Origin of the sequence: Xanthomonas sp. Leaf148, assembly GCF_001423585.1 — a bacterium.
GTDB lineage: Bacteria > Pseudomonadota > Gammaproteobacteria > Xanthomonadales > Xanthomonadaceae > Xanthomonas.
Window position 1 is genome coordinate 835778 of sequence record NZ_LMOP01000001.1, and the last position, 20499, is coordinate 856276.

The window sequence follows — 20499 nt, forward strand, 5'->3', positions numbered from 1 at the left end:
ACCGGCATGTGCGTCGGATCAGTGCACCCACGCGTCGAGCGCGCCGGCGTAATCGGCTGGCGTGGCCAGCGGGCGGGCGTCCAGGCTCTTGTCGATGCGCTTGATCAGCCCGCTCAACACCTTGCCCGGGCCGCATTCGGCGATCTTGGTGATGCCCTGGGCCGCCAGCGCCTGCACGCAGCCGGTCCACTGCACCGGCAGGTAGAGCTGCTCGACCAAGGCCTGGCGAATCGCCGCGCTGCCCTCGTGCACGCGCGCATCGACGTTCTGCACCACCGGAATCTGCGGAGCGTGCCAGGCCAACCCCGCCATCGCTTCGCCGAGTTGATTGGCCGCATCGCGCATCAGCGGAGTGTGCGACGGCACGCTCACCGCCAGCTTGACCGCCTTGCGCACGCCGCGCTCGGCCAGCAAGGCCAGCGCACGATCCACCGCCGCCGCATCGCCGCCGATCACGATCTGGCCGGGCGAATTGAAGTTGGCAGGCACCACCACCTGGCTGCCTGCCGCCTCGGCGCAGACTTCCAGCACCAGGGCGTCTTCGGCACCCAACACGGCGGCCATCGCACCGACACCGGCCGGCGCTGCGGCCTGCATGAACTGCCCGCGCAGCCGCACCAGGTGCGCGCCGTCATGCAGCGACAAGGCACCAGAAGCGACCAACGCGGTGTATTCGCCCAGGCTATGCCCAGCCAACACGACCGGGCGCGCGCCACGCTGCGCAGTCCACAGCCGCCACACCGCCACGCCCGCCGCCAGCAGCGCCGGCTGGGTGTACTCGGTGCGGTTGAGCATTTCTTCCGGGCCGCCCTGGGACAGCGCCCAGAGGTCGACACCAGCACCCTCCGAGGCTTCGGCAAACGTTTCGCGAATCTGCGGATGCAATTCGGATAGTTCGGCCAGCATCCCCAAAGACTGCGACCCCTGACCGGGGAAAACGAAGGCGAGAGTGGATTCAGTCACGCGCGGCTGCCAGCAAAAATCGAGCCGGGATGATACGTGCGAAATCGCTCTAGCGTCTGTACTGCCGCGTATGCAGCCCGGCCTACGGCAACACCTGGCCGGGCTGGACCAACCACCGCCGCGGGCCGAGATGGCCATCGGTAAACCGGTCCAAGCAGACCGGCTAATACCAGCGTCAGAGCCAATGCACTACTGAAGGCGGCCCCTGCATTGCGTGCGGCAGAGGCTTGCAGAGTGCCCCAACAATGGTCGCGCATGGGCGTATCGGCATCGCAAAGCTGCCTCAAAACAAGCGAGCGTTGTCGCTTGGGATCAGCACAGTTTGGTTGCAGCCAAGCCAACTCGCGGAACATTGACTGGATACGCATGCACCTCGCCGATCCGCCGCACATGCAGGACCGCGCGCGGAATTGCCGCCACGGCGCGACCCAGGACGCACGGCACCCAAGCCACAGCAGCATACGAAGAGATGAAGAGACCGAGCCAGACCGGCCGATTGCAGCGGCAATGCGGCTTAACGCTGGAGCACGGTCCAGCGATCACAGCGCGTTTGACGTCGTTTCTGCAGGACGCATCGCCCCGACAGCGTCAGACCCTGTCCACCGCCGAGGCGGCAGGGTCTGCGGAACTCAGTAGCGCAGCAGCGCCGAGCCCCAGGTAAATCCACCACCGAACGCTTCCAGCAGCAGCAATTGGCCACGCTGCACGCGACCCGAGCGGACCGCTTCGTCCAGCGCCAGCGGCACCGAGGCCGACGAAGTGTTGCCGTGGCGATCCACGGTGACAACCACCTGCTCCATCGGCAGATCCAGCCGCTTGGCGGTGGCTTCGATGATGCGCAGATTGGCCTGATGCGGGATCAGCCAATCCAGGTCGTGCTTGTCGTAGCCGTTGGCCGCCAGGGTCTCATCGACCACCGAATCCAGCGCCTTGACCGCATATTTGAAGACGTCGTTGCCCTTCATCAGCAACGTACCGCCACCATTCTTGCCTTCGCCGAAACCGACCGATACGCCCACCGGGTCCCACAGCAGCTCTTTCTTGCTGCCATCGGCATGCAGATGGGTGCTGAGGATGCCGGTCTCTTCGTCGGCCTTGAGGATCACTGCGCCAGCGCCGTCGCCGAACAGCACGCAGGTGGTGCGGTCGGTCCAGTCGACGATACGGGTCAGGGTTTCCGCACCTACCACCAGCACGGTCTTTGCGTCGCCACTGCGCACGAACTTGTCAGCCACGCTGAGCGCGTAGACAAAGCCCGAACAGGCGGCATTGACGTCCATCGCACCGCAACCGACGTTGCCCAGCCGCGCCTGCAGCAGGCAGGCAGTGGACGGAAAGATCAGGTCGGGCGTGGTGGTGCCGATGACGATCAGATCGATCTCGTCGGCGGTGACGCCGGCCGCTTCCATCGCCTTCAGCGAGGCGAAATACGCCAGATCGCTGGTGGTCTGGTCGTCGGCGACGATGTGACGCTCACGGATACCAGTGCGCGAGAAGATCCATTCATCGCTGGTGTCGACGATCTTGGACATATCGTCGTTGGTCAACACCTTTTCGGGCAAATAGCTACCCGTGCCCGCGATTCTTGAATAGATCCGCTTGCTCATGCTGTTTCCTGGTGCAAGAGCCGCGGTGATTGGCGGCTCCGGAAGTATCGAGGGTCACCCGCCAACAAAACTGCGGCGGGCGCCACGGATCAATCTTCTTGGACGGCCGACGACTTGGTCGTGATCACCTTCTTGCCGCGGTAGTAACCGTCAGCGGTGATGTGGTGGCGCAGATGGATCTCGCCGCTGGTCGGATCGGTCGACAGCTGCTTGGCGGTGAGGGCATCGTGCGAACGACGCTGGCCGCGACGCGACGGGGTGACACGGGATTTCTGCACAGCCATGGGATTGCTCCAACTTTAGTTCGATAACTTGTCTGTTGAGTCGAACAGCACGCTCTACGCCCGCGTCGACCTGTCTTTCCGCCCTTAACAGCGGCGGTTACTGTTTCTTCAACGCTGCCAGCGCCGCGAACGGACTGGCCTTGTCTTGCTCTTCCTGGCTCGGCACCCACTCTGCCTCGACGGCCTCGCTGCCCGGCGCCATCGGCACCACTGGCACCGACAGCACCAGTTCGTCTTCCACCAGATCCACCGCCCGCAACATGCCGTCATCGGGCACCAGCAAGGCTTCGTAATCGAGTGGCAACGCGGACTCTTCGTCTTCGTTGCGGATCAGGCCGAGACGCTGCCTGATCTGCACCGGATACAGAAAACGCTGCAAGGTGCGCTGGCAGGCCAACGGCAGCTCGACATCGATGCTGAGTTCGACATAGGCGACCTTGAGCAGATCATCCTGATCGAACTGAAGCGAATAAACACATTCGCCGTCGGTATCGACCAGACTCCCCTGCAAGCGGGTCATCGCAGATAGCGGGATGCGGCCATCGAAGCGCCTGCGCGCTGCGACCATCCGCCAAGCATCCAGCATTTCGGGTACGTTCGCGGACATAAGCCGCAGAATGTTAAAGACCCGCAGTAGCCATGTCAAATGCACCCATTCACATGTGCTGCGCGGCGTGCGGGCTGGCAGACTCCCCTGCCCCTCCTTTTCGGCGCCCATGATGCCACGCCTGATCCTTGCCTCCACCTCCGTCTACCGGCGCGAGCTGCTCGGCCGCCTGCAACTGGACTTCACCACCGCCCGCCCGGAGGTCGATGAGCAGGCGCTGCCGGGTGAAGCACCGAGCGCGCTGGCCAGCCGCCTGGCTGCCGAAAAGGCCGCCGCAGTGGCCGCGCATGCGCCCGACGCTTGGGTCATCGGCTCTGACCAGGTCGCCGATCTGGACGGCCGCGCCCTGGGCAAACCGGGAACCCTGGACCAGGCACGCGCGCAGCTAGGCGCCATGTCCGGGCGCGTGGTGCGCTTCCACACTGCCGTCAGCCTGATCGGCCCTGATCACCACCTGCACGCGCTGGATGTAACCGAGGTACAGCTGCGCCCGCTGACACCGGTGGAGATCGAACGCTACCTGGCCGCCGAGCCCGCACTGGATTGCGCTGGCAGCTTCAAATGCGAAGGCCTGGGCATCAGCCTGTTCGATGCGATTCGCTCGGAAGATCCCACCGCGCTGGTCGGCCTGCCGCTGATCGCGCTGGCGCGGCTGTTGCGGCAGGCGGGGTTTGACCTGCCTTAAGGGCGATTGCCAATTATCGCTGATGAGCCAGCAAACCTGATCCACCCTGCGGCTAAAGTGCTAATCAATTAGCAGGACAGTCGACATGCAAGCCACGACGGCGAAGCTGGAACCAGGCCTTGCCATCTACCCTGCAAGCCCGCAAGCAAGCAGGCGCGACAGTGCGTACCGATCACCTCATCCAAAAGGCGTCGCCATCTCCCACAAGGGCGTTATCGCACATCAGTAGCCGGCGCGATGCCAATGCATCTAATTTGAAATCGAATCGAACCGCTGAGCCAACATTCAGAACAATTACGAACCGTGGTTTTGGCGATATCGACTACCGCACCTGGATCGACCACCATCTTTAAACCATCCAAACGGCATAGCCAAGATGAATTCACCTGCCGTTTTCGGCGCAGGCACTGTATTCACCCTTTTTCAACCAAGACCTGATTGTGCACATCAAACAAAGCAGACATAAATGACTCCATCATTTCATTCCATCGAATGAATACGTAAGGAACCAAGAACGTCTTCAATAAAATATAATGGCCTCTGCTTTGCTTCGTCATACAGCCTACCGAGATATTCTCCAATCAGGCCCAATGCCGTCAACTGGATTCCGCCCAGAAACAAGATCACTGCCATCATCGTTGGCCAGCCAGCGACCGGATCGCCCCAGACACAGGCTTTTATAACGATCCAGCAAGCAAACAGCAGTGAAAACACAGCAGTGAGCAACCCCACATAAGTGGCAACACGCAATGGCACAGTCGAAAATCCCGTGATGCCGTCGAGCGCGAGATTCCACAACTTCCAGAAGGTGAACTTTGAGGTACCCGACAAGCGAGCTGCGCGGTGGTAAGTCACGGCCTTCTGGCGGTAACCGATCCAGCCAAACAAACCCTTCATGAAGCGGCCACGCTCGCGCATGTGGCGCAAGGCAGCAAGCGCTCGCGCAGACAGCAAGCGAAAATCACCGGTATTAGCGGGAACCGGCGTCTTCGACAACCTACCAATCACTTGATAAAAAGCAGCCGCAGAGGCACGTTTTAGCCAGTGCTCACCGTCACGCGCGAGGCGGGTACCGAAAACATTATCGTAGCCCTGCCGCCAGTACGCGACAAACTCGGGAATCAACTCTGGTGGATCCTGTCCATCGGCATCAAGGATGAATGCAGCACCTTTCGTGACCCGATCAAGCGCTGCAGTCAGCGCGACCTCCTTGCCAAAGTTACGCGACAAACGGATCGCCGAAACCCGTGCATCGCCACCTACCAGTTCGCACAACACCTGCCATGTCGCATCCTGGCTACCATCGTCGACATACAACAATGCAACCTGTACATCGTCGAGCTGTTCGAGCACCTGCATAATGCGCGGATGCAGCAGCGGCAGAGTGGCAGCCTCGTTGTAGGCAGCCACCACCACGGTCAAGCACTCTTTTTCAACCACTCTCTCAGCCCGATTTTGCAATTCACCCTCCAGCGCCTCATACCTACGACTCGGCAAGTTCCTGACAGTCGAAATACTAAAGAGATCGACGCATTTAATGTATGCAAAGAGCGGCAAATGACACGTCACGAATGGCGGTCAGGCGCTCACTGGCAGCACGAAATAAGTTGCATTGCACATGCGACACATGCCGATTCCGAGCACCGGCCGCACCCGCATGACGACTGCATAGCCCGCTTTTTTAGCAAATTCAAAGCGGCTGGTCTTCGAATGGAGCGAAACCATACCTGTGCCAAGTGCGGAGACGCTCTTCGGCGAACTTGCTGCGCCAGTCGTAGGCTTCCGTCAACACCTGCTGATCAACGTGAGGGTAACCCTGCTGAATCTGCACAGCGATTCTCTGAGAGCGCTCACTTACCTTCACGGCCTTCTTTGCCAAGTGAAGGCCGTTGAACGCAGCAGCACAAACACATAGCAGCAACAGTGCTCTCACCCAAGGCCAGTGAGGCGCATCACGGAAAGCCGCCAGCATGACTCCAAACCAACCGATCCAGAATAGGACGGAAAAACTCGCATACCGAGGCATGAAACCATGTTCGGCGCCGAAAAGCGTTGCGCGTCCCCATGCCGTCATAATCGCGAACCCCACCGACAACCCCATGAGGCTCACCCACGGCACAAGATCCTCTCTCAATCGCACCCGTAAGATCGCCCATATTGCAGTACCCATTGCGATGACGGCAAATACCGGCGCCATTTCATTAGAGAAATGCATCAGGCCGCTGCCCAAATAATTCAACACATATCTGGACAGCGTGACGATATCCGGGTTCTCGACGAATGATCCAGCATTCCCGCCGCGCAACAACATGAAGAGCCAGATCACTGCAACCAACCATGGCAGACACATCGAAAGGCGCAGCCCCAAGGGATGACTCCGATGCCGAATGATCAACCACACTGCGACGGGGAAAGCTGCTAAAGCAGTAGAAAAACCGAGCACACCCACGGTGGCGCAGACCACCGCACACAAATTTGCAGGCCATCGCAGGGTGGCACTGGTTAACAAGTAGACCGGTGCGATGACACCCAATAGGCTAACGAATACTGCGACCTGCCAACCCCACTGCAAATTAATGAGATGCGCGGGATACAGCGCGAGAAAAACAAAGACAAGTATCCACCCAGGACTCAAGCGACCTTCGAATTCACGAATAGCCATCCGCACCAGAAGCAAGCCACAGACAGCCAAAACAGCCACACTTACAAGACAATCGAGCCATGTTTGTCCATGGGAGACCCAGGTCGTCAGCAGCAAAATTGCGTACGCTGCAGTGTGAAGATGACTACCGTCGTGCACCTTCCAAAATTCGGACGCACCCAGGTCACCGTCTTGCCACGCTTGATAGATCGGAACGATATCCAAATGGTCCCAAAGCAGGATTGGGATATGCCACCTGAGCGTCAACCATACCAAGACCATAGCGCTCAGAATAAACCCCCCCCACACGTGGCGATTTAACTTCGAACGCTCAAGATTTCCTTGTGTAAAACGTGTAACCACGCTTCCGGCTGATTTAGGCGCATGCATTTACAATCTTCCCATTTACGAAATTCATTAGCGAATTAACGGCAAATCGTTATCCGTATCTGCCGCTCTATCAGAGCACTCCCCTCGGCGCTCGAACTCTACTGCCCAACATCACTTGTGACAGTAAGCGGCTGCTCCCACCAGTCCTCGACGCTGCCGTCGCGGCCGTGCAGGCGCAGTCCCAACCAATGCGTGCCGGGCGGCAGCGCGTGCGTGTCGAGGGTGGCGGAGAAGCCGACATTGGGGTGCTGCGGGTCGGTGGAAATTTTCCAGTACGGGCGGACGTCCATCGGGCTGCCGTAGTCGGCCTGCGCGACCGGGCGGCCATCGAGCAGCAACTCCACATCGGCCAGGCCAACGCCGTCCTTGAACGCCCACCCGCGCACCTGGACCTGGCCGGCCACGGGCACATCCGTTAGCGGCGTATCGATCCAGGCCATTGCCGGTGCGATGCACGGCCCGGGCGCGCGTTGCGCCGGCAGTGCGAATAGCAGAAAACGCTGATACCCGTGATCAGTGGACACCACCGTAGGCGGTGGCAGCGGCCCGACCATGTCGCAGATGGCGTGATAGCGCTTGAGCAGATCGCGGTAGCGCTGATCGCTGGGCGACAGCACCAGCAGACGCGGGCCGTCACGGCGTCCGTCGCTGAGCAGGCCCCATTGCTGCAATTGCGCGCTACGCCCGTGCTTGTCGTTCAAGTCGGCGCGCAACACCTCGATCTGCGCATCGTGCAATTGAAATCCGAGTTCGGCGCCCACCTTGAAATTTTCTGCCAGCACGCGCGTGCCCGGCGGCATCTGCGCCAACTGGCGTTTGACCGCACGCGCCAGACCGTTCCAGCCGGCAAAATTGCGCGGGTAGTATTTTTCGCCAGCCGCATGCGCACGGATCGACGGCACCGAGACCGCCAGGTAATAGCCGTAGGCACCCAGTGTGCCGAGCAGCGCGATCAGCCAAGCGGCACGGCGCAGCGAATGCGGCCAGCGCATCAGGATCACCGGCACCGCCACCAGCAATGCGAAGTAGCCAGGCAACGGCCAATGGAAGCTGATCCGTTCGGCATCGCTGAAGAAGCCGAGCACGAAGATCGCCACGGTCGAGATGCCGCCCAGCAAGCCGAAATAGCGCCATTGCGCACGCGACCCGCCGCCGGCACGCGTGCCAGCCAGACTGACCTTGACCATCGCCCAGGCCAGTAGCGGCGTCACCGCCACCGTCTGGATCAGCAAAAACCACAGCCCACTGATCTGGAACCGCCACGGATGCCGGTCGACCAACTGGAAGCGCAGCCCGGCCTCGTCGTGGTCGGTATTCCAGAACAGCAGCGGTAGCCAGCTCACCGCACCCACGGTCAGCGCCAGCCAGATGCGCGGGTCGCGCAGCACCGCGCGCCCCTGCGGAATGCACAGCAACGCGATGCAGCCCATGCCGATCACACCGACGAAGCGGTAGTGGCTGAGCGCGCCGATGACCAGACCGATCGCCAGCTCCAGCGCGCTGGTGGCATCGACCTCGCGCAGCAACCGTGCACCGGCATCCATGCACAACACCGCCGCCAGCGCCATCGGCACGTCCGGCACGGCCAGGATGCCGAGCGTGGCCGATAGCGGCATCAGCAGCGTCAAACTGCCCGCCTGCCAGCCCAGCGTGGAGCCGAACCAGCGCGTGGCGATGTGCGCGATCAGCCATGGCAGCAGGGCGGCGATGGCCAGAAACGGCAGCCGCAACGCCAGCAGATGGTGCCCGCCAACCTCCACACCCAGGCGCGCCAGCCAGGCAGTCATGCCCGGCAGATCCGAATAGGCCGCGGCCAGGTGCTGGCCTTCCTGCCAATAAAACGCTTCGTCCACGAACAACGGCAGCCGTGCGGCAATCAACAGCTTGACGGCCGTCGCCAGTGTCCACAGGATCACGAAAGTGCGATGTGCCCGTTGGTCCCCCTGCATTGCCCTGTGCACTCTTCTTTTCACCTACGGAATTGTGATGTCGACACCGCTGCGTTCCACGGAAATGCTAACCGATGCGCTGCGCCAATCGCTGCGGCGCGCGCAAGACCAGGTCAATTCGCTGTTGTTGGGCAAGGCGCAGGAAGTGCGATTGGCGTTCGTGGCGCTGCTGTCCGGGGGACATCTGTTGATCGAAGACCTGCCCGGCCTGGGCAAGACCACCCTGGCCCACGCCATGGCCTCAAGCCTGGGATTGGGCTTCCAGCGCGTGCAGTTCACCTCCGACCTGCTGCCCGCCGATGTGCTGGGCGTGTCGGTGTACGACGCGGCCTCGCGCCAATTCCAGTTCCACCCCGGCCCGGTGTTCACCCATGTGCTGCTGGCCGACGAGATCAATCGCGCGCCGCCGCGCACGCAGAGCTCGCTGCTGGAAGCCATGGCCGAACAACAGGTCACCCTGGATGGCGTGACGCATGCCTTGCCGGAACCGTTCTTCGTGATCGCCACGCAGAATCCGGTCGACCTGTCCGGCACGTTTCCGTTGCCGGATTCGCAGCTGGATCGCTTTCTGCTGCGGCTCAGCCTGGGCTACCCCAGCGCCGATGCCGAGCGCGCGCTCCTGTCCGGGGTGGATCGGCGTGAACTGATCGCCCAGGCCGCACCGCAGCTCAGCGATACCGAGGTGGTCGCGCTGCGTGCGGGGGTCAACCAGATCCATACCAGCGATGCCTTGATCGGCTACGTGCAGGCGCTGCTGCTGCGTAGCCGCCAGCACGCAGGGGTACGCGTGGGCCTGTCGCCGCGTGCCGGCATCGCGCTGCTGCGCGCCGCCAAGGCGTATGCGCTGCTGCTTGGACGCGAGCATGTGCTGCCGGAAGACGTGCAGGCGCTGTTCGTGGCCGTGGCCGGGCATCGGCTGGTGCCGGAAGCAGAATCGTCCTCCGGGCCGGCGCTAGCCAAGGCGCTGCTGCACAGCGTGCCGGTGGACTGACACACGTGCGTGCACCCTTGCGCGGCATCGGCCGCCGGCTCAGCCTGCTGGCCCGTCCGCGGGGAGCGGAAGCGTTGCCGATCGTACTGGATCGGCGGCGTATCTATGTGTTGCCGACCCGCTTCGGGTTGTTCATCACCGGCTTGCTGTTGGCGATGCTGCTGGGCGCGTTGAACTACAACAACAACCCGGCCTTGCTGCTAGCCCTGCTGCTGGCCACTGCCGGGATCGCCAGCAGCATCATGGCGCATCTGCAGTTGTCGGCATTGCATATCGAAGCGGTCTCGGCCGAACCTGTGGTGGCCGGCGAGCCGCTGCGCATGCGGGTGTCGCTGGCACGTCGCGATACCCGCGTGCGGCGCGGGCTGCGGCTGGACCATCTGCAAAGCAGCGGTTTCTGTTCGCTGGTCGAGCACGAGATGGCCGACGTCGATCTGGTGGTGCCCACCACACAGCGCGGCTGGCAGGACATCGAACGCATCCGGCTGTCGAGCACTCAGCCGCTGGGTCTGGTGCGGGCCTGGTCATGGGTGTGGCCGGAAACCCCGCTGCTGGCCTACCCCAAACCCGAAGACCACGGCCCCACGCTGCCCGATGGCGCCGGTTCGCCCAACCAGACCCGCCTGCACGCGCAAGGCGAAGAACTGCATCAGCTGCGTCCATACCGCGCCGGCGATGCGCCGCGCACGATTTCCTGGAAGCATTCCGCGCGTCGCGACACCTTGCTGGTGCGCGAATACGAACAGCCGCTGGGCATCGAAGTGACGCTCGACTGGCGCACGCTGCACGCGCTGCCGTACGAACGCCGCATCGCGCGGCTTGCCCGCTGGGTCAATCTGGCCGAGCGCGACGGGCGGCGTTATCGCCTGCTGCTGCCAGGCCAGCCACCACTGGGGCCTGCGCAAGGCCCGTCCCACCAGCACTTGTGCCTGCGCGCCCTGGCGCTGCTTCCTCATGACTGAGCCATCCCTCCCGATCAGCCAGCCCAGCCGCGGTTGGGTCCTGGCCACCAGCTGGCTGGCACTGGCACCGTTGCTGCTGCAGCTGCCCGGCCTGCTCGCCACCACCATTGCGGTGGCCGCGGTCCTGGTCGGCGTGCTGAGCTGGCGCGGCACCGTGATGGCGCCGGTGCGGGTATTGATGGTGATCGCAATGCTGGCGGCGGTGTACTGGCAGATCGGCATGCGCTTTGGCCGCGATACCGGCTGTGCGGTGCTCGCCGCGATGCTGGCGATCAAGGCCTCCGAACTGCGCACCCTGCGCGATGCGCGCAGCCTGCTCGGCTTTGCCTTGTTCGCGCCGTTTGCGGCATTCCTGCTCGACCAGGGACCTGCCACGATGGGCCTGGCGCTGCTGGCAGTGGTCAGCGCCTTGCTCAGCATGCAGCGGCTGGCCGACGAGGAGCATCGCACCCGCACGCCTTCGCTACGCCTGCAGTTGCGCGGGATCGGCAAGCTGGTCGCCATCGGGGTGCCACTGGCGCTGGCCACTTTCTGGTTGCTGCCGCGCCTGAGTTCGCCGCTGTGGGGCGTGCCCGAGCGCGCATTGTCCCGGCCGGGACTCTCGGACAACATGTCGCCGGGCGAATGGATCGACCTCATGGCCGACGACAGCCCGGCGCTGCGTGTGCAATTCTCCGGCAAGTCGCCACCGCCGCAACAGCGTTACTGGCGCGGGCCGGTGATGTGGGATTTCGACGGCCGCACTTGGCAGCGCGCGCGCTGGACCGGTCGCGGCCAACCCGCGTCGGTCACGCCCGGCCCGCAGACCTATCGTTATCGACTGGATTACGAGCCCACCGACCGTCGCCAGCTGGTGTCGCTGGACCTGCCGACCCAGGGCGTGGCCGACGCCGAGCTGTCGCCCGATTACGAACTGTTCGCGCAGCGGCCATTGAGCGCACTGACCCGCTGGGAGTTGCAATCAGCGCCACCGGCACGTTTCGATACCGACCTGCCCGATCAGTTGCGCAAACGCGCATTGGCCCTGCCGCCCGGCTTCAATCCACGCACCGTCGCGCTTGCCAGGCAATGGCGGGCCGAAGCCGGCAACAACGACGATGCCGTCGTGCAGCGCGCACTGGGGTGGATCACGCGCGAATTCGCCTACACGCTGGATACGCCGCTGCTTGGCCGCAATAGCGTGGATGAGTTCCTGTTCCAGCAGAAAGCAGGATTTTGCGAGCACTTCAGCTCCTCGTTCGTGGTGCTGATGCGCGCTGCCGGCATCCCCGCGCGCGTGGTCACCGGCTATGCGGGTGGCACCTACAACGGGCTGGGCAACTACTGGGTGGTGCGCCGCATGGATGCGCATGCATGGACCGAGGTGTGGTTGGCCGGCCGCGGCTGGGTGCGTGTGGACCCCACTGCCGCCGTGGCGCCGGAACGCATCTACGACACGCTGGAAGATCGCCTGCAAACCGATGGCAACAATTTTGCCCAGCTCGGCACCTGGGCCGGCCTGGGCCAGGTCAGCGACTGGCTGCGGCGTGGCTGGAACGATCTGGTGCTGTCCTTCAATGCCGACCGCCAACAACGGCTGCTGCAGCCGTTCGGCATCGACCGCCTGGAGCCCACCCAACTAGCTGCCATCTTCGGCGTGTTCGCGGTCAGTGCGCTGGCGTGGATGAGCTGGTTGCTGGCGCGCGGCGAACGCGAACGCGACCCGCTGCTACGCGCCTGGCACCGTCTGAGCCGGCGCTACGGCAAGCTGGGCCTTGCCCGCGAACTGCACGAACCGGCCATCGCCTGGGCGCAACGCGTCGCCCGCACCCACCCCGACAGCACACTGTTGGCACTCAGCCAACGTTTCGCTGCCGCGCGCTACGCTGGCGCTGATTCGGACAGCGCCTCACTCCTCAAAGATCTGCAGCAGCATCGCCCGCGAACCGGAGTTTCCTCATGAGTACCCGCTTTCTTTTTCCCATTGTCGCCGTGCTCGGGCTCGCAGCCTGCGCCACCGCGCCCAAGCCGCTGCAGGGCCAGTTCCCCACGGTCAGCCCGAGCGATTCCACTGCCAGCGCGCAGCTCGGCACTTCGGTGCGCTGGGGCGGCAAGATCATTCAGACCAAGCCGAGCCAGGGCCAGACCTGCTTCGAGTTGATCTCGCGCCCGCTCAACGCCAGCGGCCGCCCGGACCGCAATGCCGTGGATGCCAGCGATGGCCGCTTCCTGGCCTGCCGCTCGGGCTTCTATGACCCGGCAGTGTTCGAACCCGGCCGCGAAGTCACCTTCATCGGCAAGATCGAAGGCTATGAGACCACCAAGATCGGCGAGTACGACTACAAGCTGCCCAAGGTGGCGGCAGATGTGGTCTACCTGTGGCCGGAAGTGCGCGACGTCGACGTGATTCAGGCGTACCCGTACGGCCCCTGGGGCGACCCGTGGGGTCCGCGCTGGGGCGGCGGTTGGGGCTGGGGCCGCGGCTGGTGGTAATCGACTGCTGAGTCAACTGTGATGCAAACGCCGCTCATGAAGGAGCGGCGTTTTTGTTTGTGCGGGCGAGCCGCCGGCATTAGCGCGTTTTGCTGGATTCTTATTTCGCCATTTCGCCAGCCCCGGCGCTGCGCGGGTGCAACAAGCCCTGCTGGAACCGCGACTGCGCGGATGCTGTGAGCGCCGGCTTGTGTACATCGGCTCGCAACCGCAGCACTGGCGATTGGCGATGCTCACCCCTGGCCTGCCCTTTCCGCTCGATAACCTGTTTGGTCACATCGGTGGCAAGGCCAAGCGCTTCCGTCAGGGCGTGCCGAAGCGGCCCAGCGGTGCACCGGCCAGCAGATGCAGATGGATATGAAACACCGTCTGCCCGGCATGCTCGCGGCAATTCATCACGATGCGGTAGCCGTCCTGCGCCAGGCCCTGCTCACGTGCGTACGCGGCAGCGGCGAGCGCCAACTTGCCGACCAGCAACGCTTGCTCAGGCGGGACGTCGTCCAGGGTGGGAATGGCGTGCAGCTTGGGAATGAAGAGCACATGCACCGGCGCCTGCGGCGCGATGTCTTCAAAGCCCAGCACCTCATCGTCTTCGTAGACGATGGTGGCCGGGATTTCGCGACGGATGATCTTGCTGAAGATGGTGTCGGACATGGCGGAGATTAGGGATTGGTCATTTGGGATTGATAAGAGCTTACCGCGCGCGTGGTCTGGCAGCTTTTGTACATCCTCGATCCGTGCCCAGCAGCAATGAGCTGTTTTAGAGGGCCGGCGCCTCGGCCGTTTTTATCAATGCGGTAGCTGGATGTTCCCAACGATCAGCCGGCTAGTGATTCGAGATTCGAGATTGGTGATTCGGGCTTCGTAGAATCTGAAGCGCGCAGCCAAGCCGCTTTGACCAATCCCAAATCCCGACTCCCCAATCCCCGCCTTCAAACCACCTCACTACGGGTACCGAAGGCGTGCGATAGCGTCCCGCGATCCACATACTCCAGCTCGCCACCCAGCGGCATGCCTTGCGCGAGCCGGCTTGGGCGCACGCCATGCTGGCGCGCCAACTGCGCCAGGTAGTGCGCGGTGGCCTCGCCCTCCACCGTGGCGTTGGTGGCGATGATCATTTCGGTGATTTCACCGGCGGCCAGGCGTTCGCCGAGTTGGTCCAGCCCCAGCTCGCGCGGGCCGATACCATCCAGCGGCGACAGCCGTCCCTGCAGAATGAAATACACCCCGCGGTAGCCAGTAGCGTGCTCGATCGCCAAACGATCAGCTGGCGATTCCACCACGCACAGCTGCTGCCGGTCGCGGCTGGCATTGGCACAGATCGGGCAGATTTCCGCCTCGGTGAAGTCGCGGCATTGCACGCAATGGCCGACCTTTTCCACCGCGCTGGCAAGCGCCGTCGCCAGACGCCGCCCACCCTCGCGCTCGCGCTCGAGCACGTGATAGGCCATGCGCTGCGCCGATTTCTGGCCCACGCCCGGTAATACCCGGAATGCTTCGATCAATTGTTCGAGTAAGGAGGACATTGGGTCGGGAATCGGGAATCGGGATTGGGGAATCGCAAAAGCTAAGGACAATCTCGGCCTTACGATTCCCGATTCCCTACTCCCGATTCCCCGCCTCTTAGAACGGCAACTTCATGCCCGGCGGCAGCTGCATGCCGGCGGTAGCCGAACCCATGCGGTCCTTGGATTCGGCATCGATCTTGTTGGAGGCGTCATTGAAGGCGGCGGCGATCAGGTCCTCGGCCATTTCCTGGTCGGAGAGGATGCTGGGGTCGATCCGCACCTTGCGGCATTCCTTGGCGCCGGTCAGCGTCACGCTGACCATGCCGCCGCCGGCAGTGCCGGTGACTTCCAGCTTGGCCAGTTCTTCCTGGGCGCGCTGCAGGTTTTCCTGCATCTTCTGCGCCTGCTGCATCAATTGGGCAATGTTTCCACGCATGGTCGTTACTCGTCGTAAGGGCGGATGGAATCGGGAACGACCCGCGCGCCCTGCTGCTGGATCAGCTGCTGCACATTCGGGTCGTTCATGAAGGCGGTTTCGGCTGCGCTCTGGCGCTCGCCTTTCTGCCGGTTGGCGCGCTCATGCAAGGTCTCGACATCGGCGCTGCCGGTTTCGATCACGATGCGCGGCGTGTCTCCGAGGACCGGCGCCAGCGCCTGCGTCAGGTTGGCGATGGAGCGTTCGGAGTTGAGATATTCGAAGCCCGGCGCCAGCGCCAGCCGCAGCACGCCATCGCGATGGCCGATAAACGCCGCATTGGCCGCGAGCTGACGCGACGGGCCATTCAACCCGCTACGCGTGACCAACTCGAGCCACTGTTCGGCGTCGGCAATGCGGCTGTCGTCGATCAGCGTGCTCGCATCATTGCTGGGCGCTGATGCGGATAGCGATGCAGAAGCTGGCGAAGCTTCGGCAGACGCAGGACCAGCAGAGAGCGTATCTGCAGCCGTCTCTGCCGGCACGGGAGCAGCGGCGGCAGCAAGCGCAGGCACAAGTTCGGGCACCGCCATGATCGGCGCCGCAACAGCGGTGTCCGGCGGCAACGCCATTGCAGATTCGGGTGCCAGCACAACCGCCGTATCGGACACGGACGCTGGCGCAGCATGCGTGCGCACCGGCGCATCGTCCACCGCCCACGGCGGCGTGTCATCAGTGCGCACAGCAGCGGACGAGCGACCATCGAGCGACGGCTCTGCTGCAGGAAGCACCACAACCGGAGCCGAGGCTGCGTCGGCCGGTGCTGCCGTTGGTGTCGGTGGTGTTTGTGTCGGTGCCGATGTTGCTATTGGTGCCGATGTTGACGCCGAAGTTGCCGTGACTACCGGCGCCGCAGCAACACCCGCACCCTGCACCGCTTCAACCACTTCGACCGGCCTGACAGGCACTGCAGCGGCCGCTGTCACCGGTGGAGCCGCCTGCACGCCCGCAACGGACGCGCGTGCGGCGCCACCCGCGCTGGCACCGCGGCCATCGTCGCTGCTTCCGGCCGGCACCGCCGCAGCGGGGCGGAACGCCAGCATGCGCAGCACGGCCATCTCGAAGCCGGCGCGCGGGCTCGGCGCCAGATACAGATCGCGGCGCCCGTTGAGCGCCATCTGGTACCACAGCTGCACCACTTCCGGCCGCAGCTGCGCGGCGAATGGGGTCGGGTCGATGCCGTCGCCGACGAACGCCACCGACGGCACCAGCTGCTGCACCTGTACGCGGTGCAAGGCCTCGGCCAGGGCTTCCAGCACCCCACTCCAGTCCGGCGAAAACTCCGCAAGTGCGGCGACCACCTGCAGCAGGCGCGCGCCATCGCCGTCGGCCAGCGACTGCAGCATCGCCCCGACCTGGGTGCGGTCCACCGTACCCAGCATCGTGCGCACCACATCCTCGCGCAGCGCACCGCCGGCATAGGCGATTGCCTGATCCAGCAGCGACAAGCCATCGCGCAGGGAGCCATCGGCTGCCTTGGACAGCTGCACGATCGCCGACGGATCCGATTCGATCTCCTCGGCGGCCAGGATGCGGGTCATCTGCCCCTGAATCTGGTCCTCGTCCAAGCGCTTGAGGTTGAACTGCAGGCAGCGCGACAACACCGTCACCGGCAGTTTTTGCGGGTCGGTGGTGGCGAGCAGAAACTTCACGTGTTCCGGTGGCTCCTCCAGGGTTTTGAGCAGCGCGTTGAACGCCGCCTTGGAGAGCATGTGCACTTCGTCGATCAGGTAGACCTTGAACTTGCCGCGCGAGGGCATGTACTGCGCGTTCTCGATCACTTCGCGCACATCGTCCACGCCGGTGTTGGAGGCGGCGTCGATTTCCAGCAGGTCGATATAGCGGCCGGCATCGATGTCCAGGCAGGCCGGACAGGTGCCGCACGGGTCGGCACTGGTGCCGGTCTCGCAGTTCAGCGACTTGGCGAAAATGCGCGCAATGGTGGTCTTGCCCACGCCACGGGTGCCGGTGAACAAAAACGCGTGGTGCACGCGCCCGCTGTCGAGCGCGTTGGTGAGCGCGCGGACCACGTGTTCCTGGCCCACGAGTTCGGCAAAACGCTTCGGGCGCCACTTGCGGGCAAGAACGAGATAAGACATCGGGCAACCAGCTTGTTCTGAGCCGATATTGTGCCACGGCACGTCTCACCGACTGCGCCGGAAAGATTCAGCTTGTGGTACGGGCCGGCGACCGCTAGAATTTGCGGCCCTGTTAGACCCCGGTCGTACAGGTACGGAGAGGTGTCCGAGTGGTTGAAGGAGCACGCCTGGAAAGTGTGTAAGCGTCTAAACCGCGCTTCGGGGGTTCGAATCCCCCTCTCTCCGCCAGAATACGCAAACCCCTGAGAAATCAGGGGTTTTTTATTAGCGTAAAAACTGGCTGCAGCTGCGCAAGTCGGAACACACGACGCCCATGCGCATCCCTCATCATCTTGTTCGAGCCCCCTCCGGACTCTGGTCCTACCGACAGCGTGTGCCGGTCGATTTGCAGCCCATCGTGGGTCGGCAGACCTTCAAACGCACCCTGCACACCTACGACATGCGGGAGGCGAGATTGCGCGCGCTGACGATGGCCGCCCGCTATGCTCAGGTCTTCACTGTGTTGAGGGACCGACGCATGCAAAGCCGAGACGACGACTTGGACGCGCTCCTCGCGCGCCTGACCGGCACCGAACCTCCGCAGGAGCTGACCCTGAATCGGAAGCGCTCGGCGGATGGGTCGATCACCGAGCAATGGCAGATCGACACGCCAGAGGACGTCACGCTCTTCCAGCAACTGATGGCGCTCACCGCCCCGCAGCCCAGCGCGCTGGGGGAGCTGATTCAACAGCACGTGCCGCCTCTCCCCACGCCGAGGCGGGTAACCAAACCCTCCCTCGAATCAATCACGCTCGGGAAGGCCCGAGACGCCTGGCTGAACAGCCTCAAGGGCAGCACCCTGCCCAAGACCTGGACCATCAAGCGGACCGCTGTCGAACTGCTGACCAGCTTCTTGGGCGAGAAGACCAAGCTGCACACGGTCACCCGCTCGGACTTGGCGCGTTGGTATCAGGACATGCGGGAAAAAGGCGCCTCTACACCCACGCTCACCAACAAGCAGTCCTACATCGGCGGCAAGGGCGGGTTCTTCGAGTGGGCCCAAGCCTCCGGCCACTACCCTCGGGGCGACAACCCCGCGTCCGGGCACGTGAGCTATTCGACCCGGGAAAAGCGCGCTCGGCGGAAGTTCGGGTTCAAGGCTTACGACGCCCACCAAGTCCAAGCGCTGTTTGCCCCGGCTGCTTTTGAGGCGCTGCCCCTGGCCGCGCGGTGGGCTTCCCTTATTGGCTTGTATACCGGCGCCCGCGCTTCGGAGGTCGGCCAGCTGCTGACTGCCGACGTAGTGGAAGAGGGCGGTATCCCTTGCTTCCAGATTTCGGACGAGGGCGAGCATCAGAAGGTGAAGACGGATAAGAGCTTGAGGACCGTGCCGATTCACCCCGACCTCCTCGCCCTGGGCTTCCTGACCTGGGTGGAGCAGGCGCGCGCCGAGGGACAGGAGCGCCTGTTCCCGGCGGCCAAGGCCGATGCCAAGAACGGCCAAGGGAACTGGATCTCCAAGGCCTTCAGCCGGCACCTGGCCGAGGTGGGCAAGAACTGGCCCAAGGCCAAGCGTGGCTTTCACTCGCTGCGCAAAACCCTGATCCAGGAGTTGCAAGGCGCCGGCGTGGTGTCCGAGCTCCGGGCTCAATTGGTCGGCCACGAGTTGGACGACGAACACCACGTCACCTACAGCCGGGACTTCACCGCCAGCGAGAAGCTTGATGGGTTACGGGGCGTGTCGCCGGGTCTTTCGGTGCTGGCCTACGGGCTAAGCTTGGACGCGCTGCGCTCCCTTGTCGCCCCCAGCCCTCCCCCTGTTGGGAATTGCCTAAGAGCTCTCGCTTGAACGAGAAGCGATACGGTCATTAGCGCCTAGACCATTACTCGAAGCGCCGGCGAAGCCAGATCCAACAACCAATACATCCAGCTAGGAGAGCAACGTGGCCAAGATCGAATTCGAGGAAAAGGAATACGAGACAGCACTTTATAGGGAGCTGCGAACAGCTAAGAATCGTCTCTGGTCGCCCGGGCAGGTGCTAGAGGAAGTGCTTGGATTCGATTACTCGGTTTACAACAAGAACCCCAAGTTTTGGAAAAAGCTTGGGGTAAGTCGTCCGAAAGGCCTAAAGCTGAGCACCGCCTACCCCGCCCACCCCAAAATCACCCGCCCACTGCCCAACTTCAAACTTAACTTATTCATTCAAGCGAAAAGACCAAAAGCTTACAGGCTAAAAGCAACGGCGACGCTGGCGGCTGCCGGCTTAAAGTCCCCCCATTGGCGATTTAATATTAAAGCTGCGCAGCAGCAGCGCCTCTTGGTACTTTCAGTGTTAGCTGGGCCTAAAGCACTTGTATGCTACGCGGCACCAGCGTTCCACAAAGCGCTCAATCTCTACTCCGCAACCCTTCAAAATCGCATTATAGAGAAGAGCACATTTCCCACAGCCACGAAACTTGGCCCGACGCACAAGGCTTGGAACTATTCTAAGTTCGGAGCCGGTGTCGCGAATGTTGAGCCAGAGGCAATTGTCGAAGAGAGCTTACAAGAGCGGATCTCGAACTTACTTCGCACTACGCGCCAAGGCGATGAAGCAGACCAAGTAGAAGCAGACCAAGTAAAGGTCTTGGCACGTCTATGGAAAGCCGCAGACCGATCGAGTAGGCACGAACTAGAGTTCCTAAGTGCGCGCCGTCAGTCAAAATACTTGGAGCGACAGAAAAAAATAATGGAGTTAAAAACTCTTGGAGATGAGAAGTCGGAGATCATGACTCACTGCCTGAATTTGATGAACTACTCACGCACCTTCAGTATGACATGGCTCGTCATCTCGCCTATCGCAAAGCAAGAACAGAAACAGGGTTGATGCCCAAACCACTACAGACG

At 62.8% G+C, this 20499-nt stretch carries 18 protein-coding genes and 1 tRNA gene; 8 read left to right on the forward strand and 11 right to left on the reverse strand.

Translation table 11 applies throughout. From position 1 onward, the window contains the following. Positions 1-18 precede the first annotated feature (18 nt). The 4 genes from fabD to ASF90_RS03410 all read right to left on the reverse strand — a co-directional run bounded on the left by fabD (position 19) and on the right by ASF90_RS03410 (position 3461). Entirely contained in the window at positions 19-963 is a 945-nt protein-coding gene (gene fabD, locus ASF90_RS03395) for an ACP S-malonyltransferase (RefSeq protein ID WP_055845831.1), read from the reverse strand. 629 nt (positions 964-1592) lie between these two features. Continuing rightward, complete coding sequence (locus ASF90_RS03400; RefSeq protein WP_055845834.1) at positions 1593-2570, reverse strand: beta-ketoacyl-ACP synthase III; 978 nt, start codon at positions 2568-2570, stop codon at positions 1593-1595. An 89-nt stretch (positions 2571-2659) separates the two neighbouring features. Next, positions 2660-2854, reverse strand: coding sequence for a 50S ribosomal protein L32 (gene rpmF / locus ASF90_RS03405; RefSeq protein WP_010368401.1), 195 nt, complete (start codon positions 2852-2854; stop codon positions 2660-2662). 97 nt (positions 2855-2951) lie between these two features. Then, positions 2952-3461, reverse strand: a complete 510-nt coding sequence (locus tag ASF90_RS03410; RefSeq protein WP_055845836.1) for a YceD family protein — start codon at positions 3459-3461, stop codon at positions 2952-2954. Between the two features lie 109 nt (positions 3462-3570). Here ASF90_RS03410 and ASF90_RS03415 point away from each other — a divergent pair, with 109 nt between their 5' ends. After that, positions 3571-4146 carry a Maf family nucleotide pyrophosphatase gene (locus ASF90_RS03415; protein WP_055845839.1) on the forward strand — a complete coding sequence of 192 codons (576 nt, stop codon included), beginning with the start codon at positions 3571-3573 and terminating at the stop codon, positions 4144-4146. 480 nt (positions 4147-4626) lie between these two features. On the opposite strand, the gene ASF90_RS03420 is transcribed toward ASF90_RS03415, so the two are convergent. The 3 genes from ASF90_RS03420 to ASF90_RS03430 all read right to left on the reverse strand — a co-directional run bounded on the left by ASF90_RS03420 (position 4627) and on the right by ASF90_RS03430 (position 9126). Continuing rightward, positions 4627-5586, reverse strand: coding sequence for a glycosyltransferase family 2 protein (locus ASF90_RS03420; protein WP_236699196.1), 960 nt, complete (start codon positions 5584-5586; stop codon positions 4627-4629). Between the two features lie 250 nt (positions 5587-5836). After that, positions 5837-7177 carry a hypothetical protein gene (locus tag ASF90_RS03425; protein WP_153066538.1) on the reverse strand — a complete coding sequence of 447 codons (1341 nt, stop codon included), beginning with the start codon at positions 7175-7177 and terminating at the stop codon, positions 5837-5839. Positions 7178-7275: 98 nt separating this feature from the next. Further along, the gene (locus ASF90_RS03430) at positions 7276-9126 is read right to left on the reverse strand and encodes a glycosyltransferase family 39 protein (RefSeq protein WP_055845845.1); all 1851 of its coding nucleotides are present in this window, start codon (positions 9124-9126) and stop codon (positions 7276-7278) included. 37 nt (positions 9127-9163) lie between these two features. On the opposite strand from ASF90_RS03430, the gene ASF90_RS03435 reads away from it, so the two are divergent. Genes ASF90_RS03435 through ASF90_RS03450 form a run of 4 tightly spaced genes read left to right on the forward strand, consistent with a single transcriptional unit; the run spans position 9164 to position 13551 of the window. Then, positions 9164-10117, forward strand: a complete 954-nt coding sequence (locus tag ASF90_RS03435) for a MoxR family ATPase (RefSeq protein WP_055845849.1) — start codon at positions 9164-9166, stop codon at positions 10115-10117. A 5-nt stretch (positions 10118-10122) separates the two neighbouring features. Continuing rightward, positions 10123-11079, forward strand: coding sequence for a DUF58 domain-containing protein (locus ASF90_RS03440; protein ID WP_055845851.1), 957 nt, complete (start codon positions 10123-10125; stop codon positions 11077-11079). Continuing rightward, positions 11072-13021, forward strand: coding sequence for a DUF3488 and transglutaminase-like domain-containing protein (locus ASF90_RS03445; RefSeq protein WP_055845855.1), 1950 nt, complete (start codon positions 11072-11074; stop codon positions 13019-13021). Before ASF90_RS03440 ends, ASF90_RS03445 begins: the two co-directional genes overlap by 8 nt. Beyond that, positions 13018-13551: a Slp family lipoprotein gene (locus ASF90_RS03450; RefSeq protein ID WP_055845858.1), complete on the forward strand. Its 534-nt coding sequence runs from the start codon at positions 13018-13020 to the stop codon at positions 13549-13551. Before ASF90_RS03445 ends, ASF90_RS03450 begins: the two co-directional genes overlap by 4 nt. A gap of 303 nt (positions 13552-13854) precedes the next feature. Here the strand turns inward: ASF90_RS03450 and ASF90_RS03455 are convergent, their stop codons facing one another. The 4 genes from ASF90_RS03455 to dnaX all read right to left on the reverse strand — a co-directional run bounded on the left by ASF90_RS03455 (position 13855) and on the right by dnaX (position 17633). Continuing rightward, positions 13855-14205, reverse strand: a complete 351-nt coding sequence (locus ASF90_RS03455) for a histidine triad nucleotide-binding protein (protein ID WP_055845861.1) — start codon at positions 14203-14205, stop codon at positions 13855-13857. Positions 14206-14483: 278 nt separating this feature from the next. After that, the gene (gene recR / locus ASF90_RS03460) at positions 14484-15077 is read right to left on the reverse strand and encodes a recombination mediator RecR (RefSeq protein ID WP_055845864.1); all 594 of its coding nucleotides are present in this window, start codon (positions 15075-15077) and stop codon (positions 14484-14486) included. A 97-nt stretch (positions 15078-15174) separates the two neighbouring features. Continuing rightward, the gene (locus ASF90_RS03465; protein ID WP_005913896.1) at positions 15175-15495 is read right to left on the reverse strand and encodes a YbaB/EbfC family nucleoid-associated protein; all 321 of its coding nucleotides are present in this window, start codon (positions 15493-15495) and stop codon (positions 15175-15177) included. 5 nt (positions 15496-15500) lie between these two features. Continuing rightward, on the reverse strand, positions 15501-17633 hold the full coding sequence (dnaX, locus tag ASF90_RS03470) for a DNA polymerase III subunit gamma/tau (protein WP_055845867.1): 2133 nt from the start codon (positions 17631-17633) through the stop codon (positions 15501-15503). Positions 17634-17768: 135 nt separating this feature from the next. Here dnaX and ASF90_RS03475 point away from each other — a divergent pair. The 3 genes from ASF90_RS03475 to ASF90_RS03485 all read left to right on the forward strand — a co-directional run bounded on the left by ASF90_RS03475 (position 17769) and on the right by ASF90_RS03485 (position 20479). Beyond that, positions 17769-17861: transfer RNA gene (locus tag ASF90_RS03475), tRNA-Ser, on the forward strand. An 85-nt stretch (positions 17862-17946) separates the two neighbouring features. Next, positions 17947-19461: a site-specific integrase gene (locus ASF90_RS03480; RefSeq protein WP_055845869.1), complete on the forward strand. Its 1515-nt coding sequence runs from the start codon at positions 17947-17949 to the stop codon at positions 19459-19461. Positions 19462-19555: 94 nt separating this feature from the next. Continuing rightward, positions 19556-20479, forward strand: a complete 924-nt coding sequence (locus ASF90_RS03485; protein WP_055845872.1) for a hypothetical protein — start codon at positions 19556-19558, stop codon at positions 20477-20479. Positions 20480-20499: the final 20 nt, after the last annotated feature.

Coding starts and splice junctions, on each gene's coding strand:
- ASF90_RS03445 (WP_055845855.1), top strand. CDS start 11,072: ATGACTGAGCCATCCCTCCCGATCAGCCAGCCCAGCCGCGGTTGGGTC.
- ASF90_RS03410 (WP_055845836.1), bottom strand. CDS start 3,461: ATGTCCGCGAACGTACCCGAAATGCTGGATGCTTGGCGGATGGTCGCA.
- dnaX (WP_055845867.1), bottom strand. CDS start 17,633: ATGTCTTATCTCGTTCTTGCCCGCAAGTGGCGCCCGAAGCGTTTTGCC.
- ASF90_RS03425 (WP_153066538.1), bottom strand. CDS start 7,177: ATGCATGCGCCTAAATCAGCCGGAAGCGTGGTTACACGTTTTACACAA.
- ASF90_RS03450 (WP_055845858.1), top strand. CDS start 13,018: ATGAGTACCCGCTTTCTTTTTCCCATTGTCGCCGTGCTCGGGCTCGCA.
- ASF90_RS03455 (WP_055845861.1), bottom strand. CDS start 14,205: ATGTCCGACACCATCTTCAGCAAGATCATCCGTCGCGAAATCCCGGCC.
- rpmF (WP_010368401.1), bottom strand. CDS start 2,854: ATGGCTGTGCAGAAATCCCGTGTCACCCCGTCGCGTCGCGGCCAGCGT.
- ASF90_RS03480 (WP_055845869.1), top strand. CDS start 17,947: ATGCGCATCCCTCATCATCTTGTTCGAGCCCCCTCCGGACTCTGGTCC.
- ASF90_RS03430 (WP_055845845.1), bottom strand. CDS start 9,126: ATGCAGGGGGACCAACGGGCACATCGCACTTTCGTGATCCTGTGGACA.
- ASF90_RS03465 (WP_005913896.1), bottom strand. CDS start 15,495: ATGCGTGGAAACATTGCCCAATTGATGCAGCAGGCGCAGAAGATGCAG.
- ASF90_RS03435 (WP_055845849.1), top strand. CDS start 9,164: ATGTCGACACCGCTGCGTTCCACGGAAATGCTAACCGATGCGCTGCGC.
- ASF90_RS03415 (WP_055845839.1), top strand. CDS start 3,571: ATGATGCCACGCCTGATCCTTGCCTCCACCTCCGTCTACCGGCGCGAG.
- recR (WP_055845864.1), bottom strand. CDS start 15,077: ATGTCCTCCTTACTCGAACAATTGATCGAAGCATTCCGGGTATTACCG.
- ASF90_RS03400 (WP_055845834.1), bottom strand. CDS start 2,570: ATGAGCAAGCGGATCTATTCAAGAATCGCGGGCACGGGTAGCTATTTG.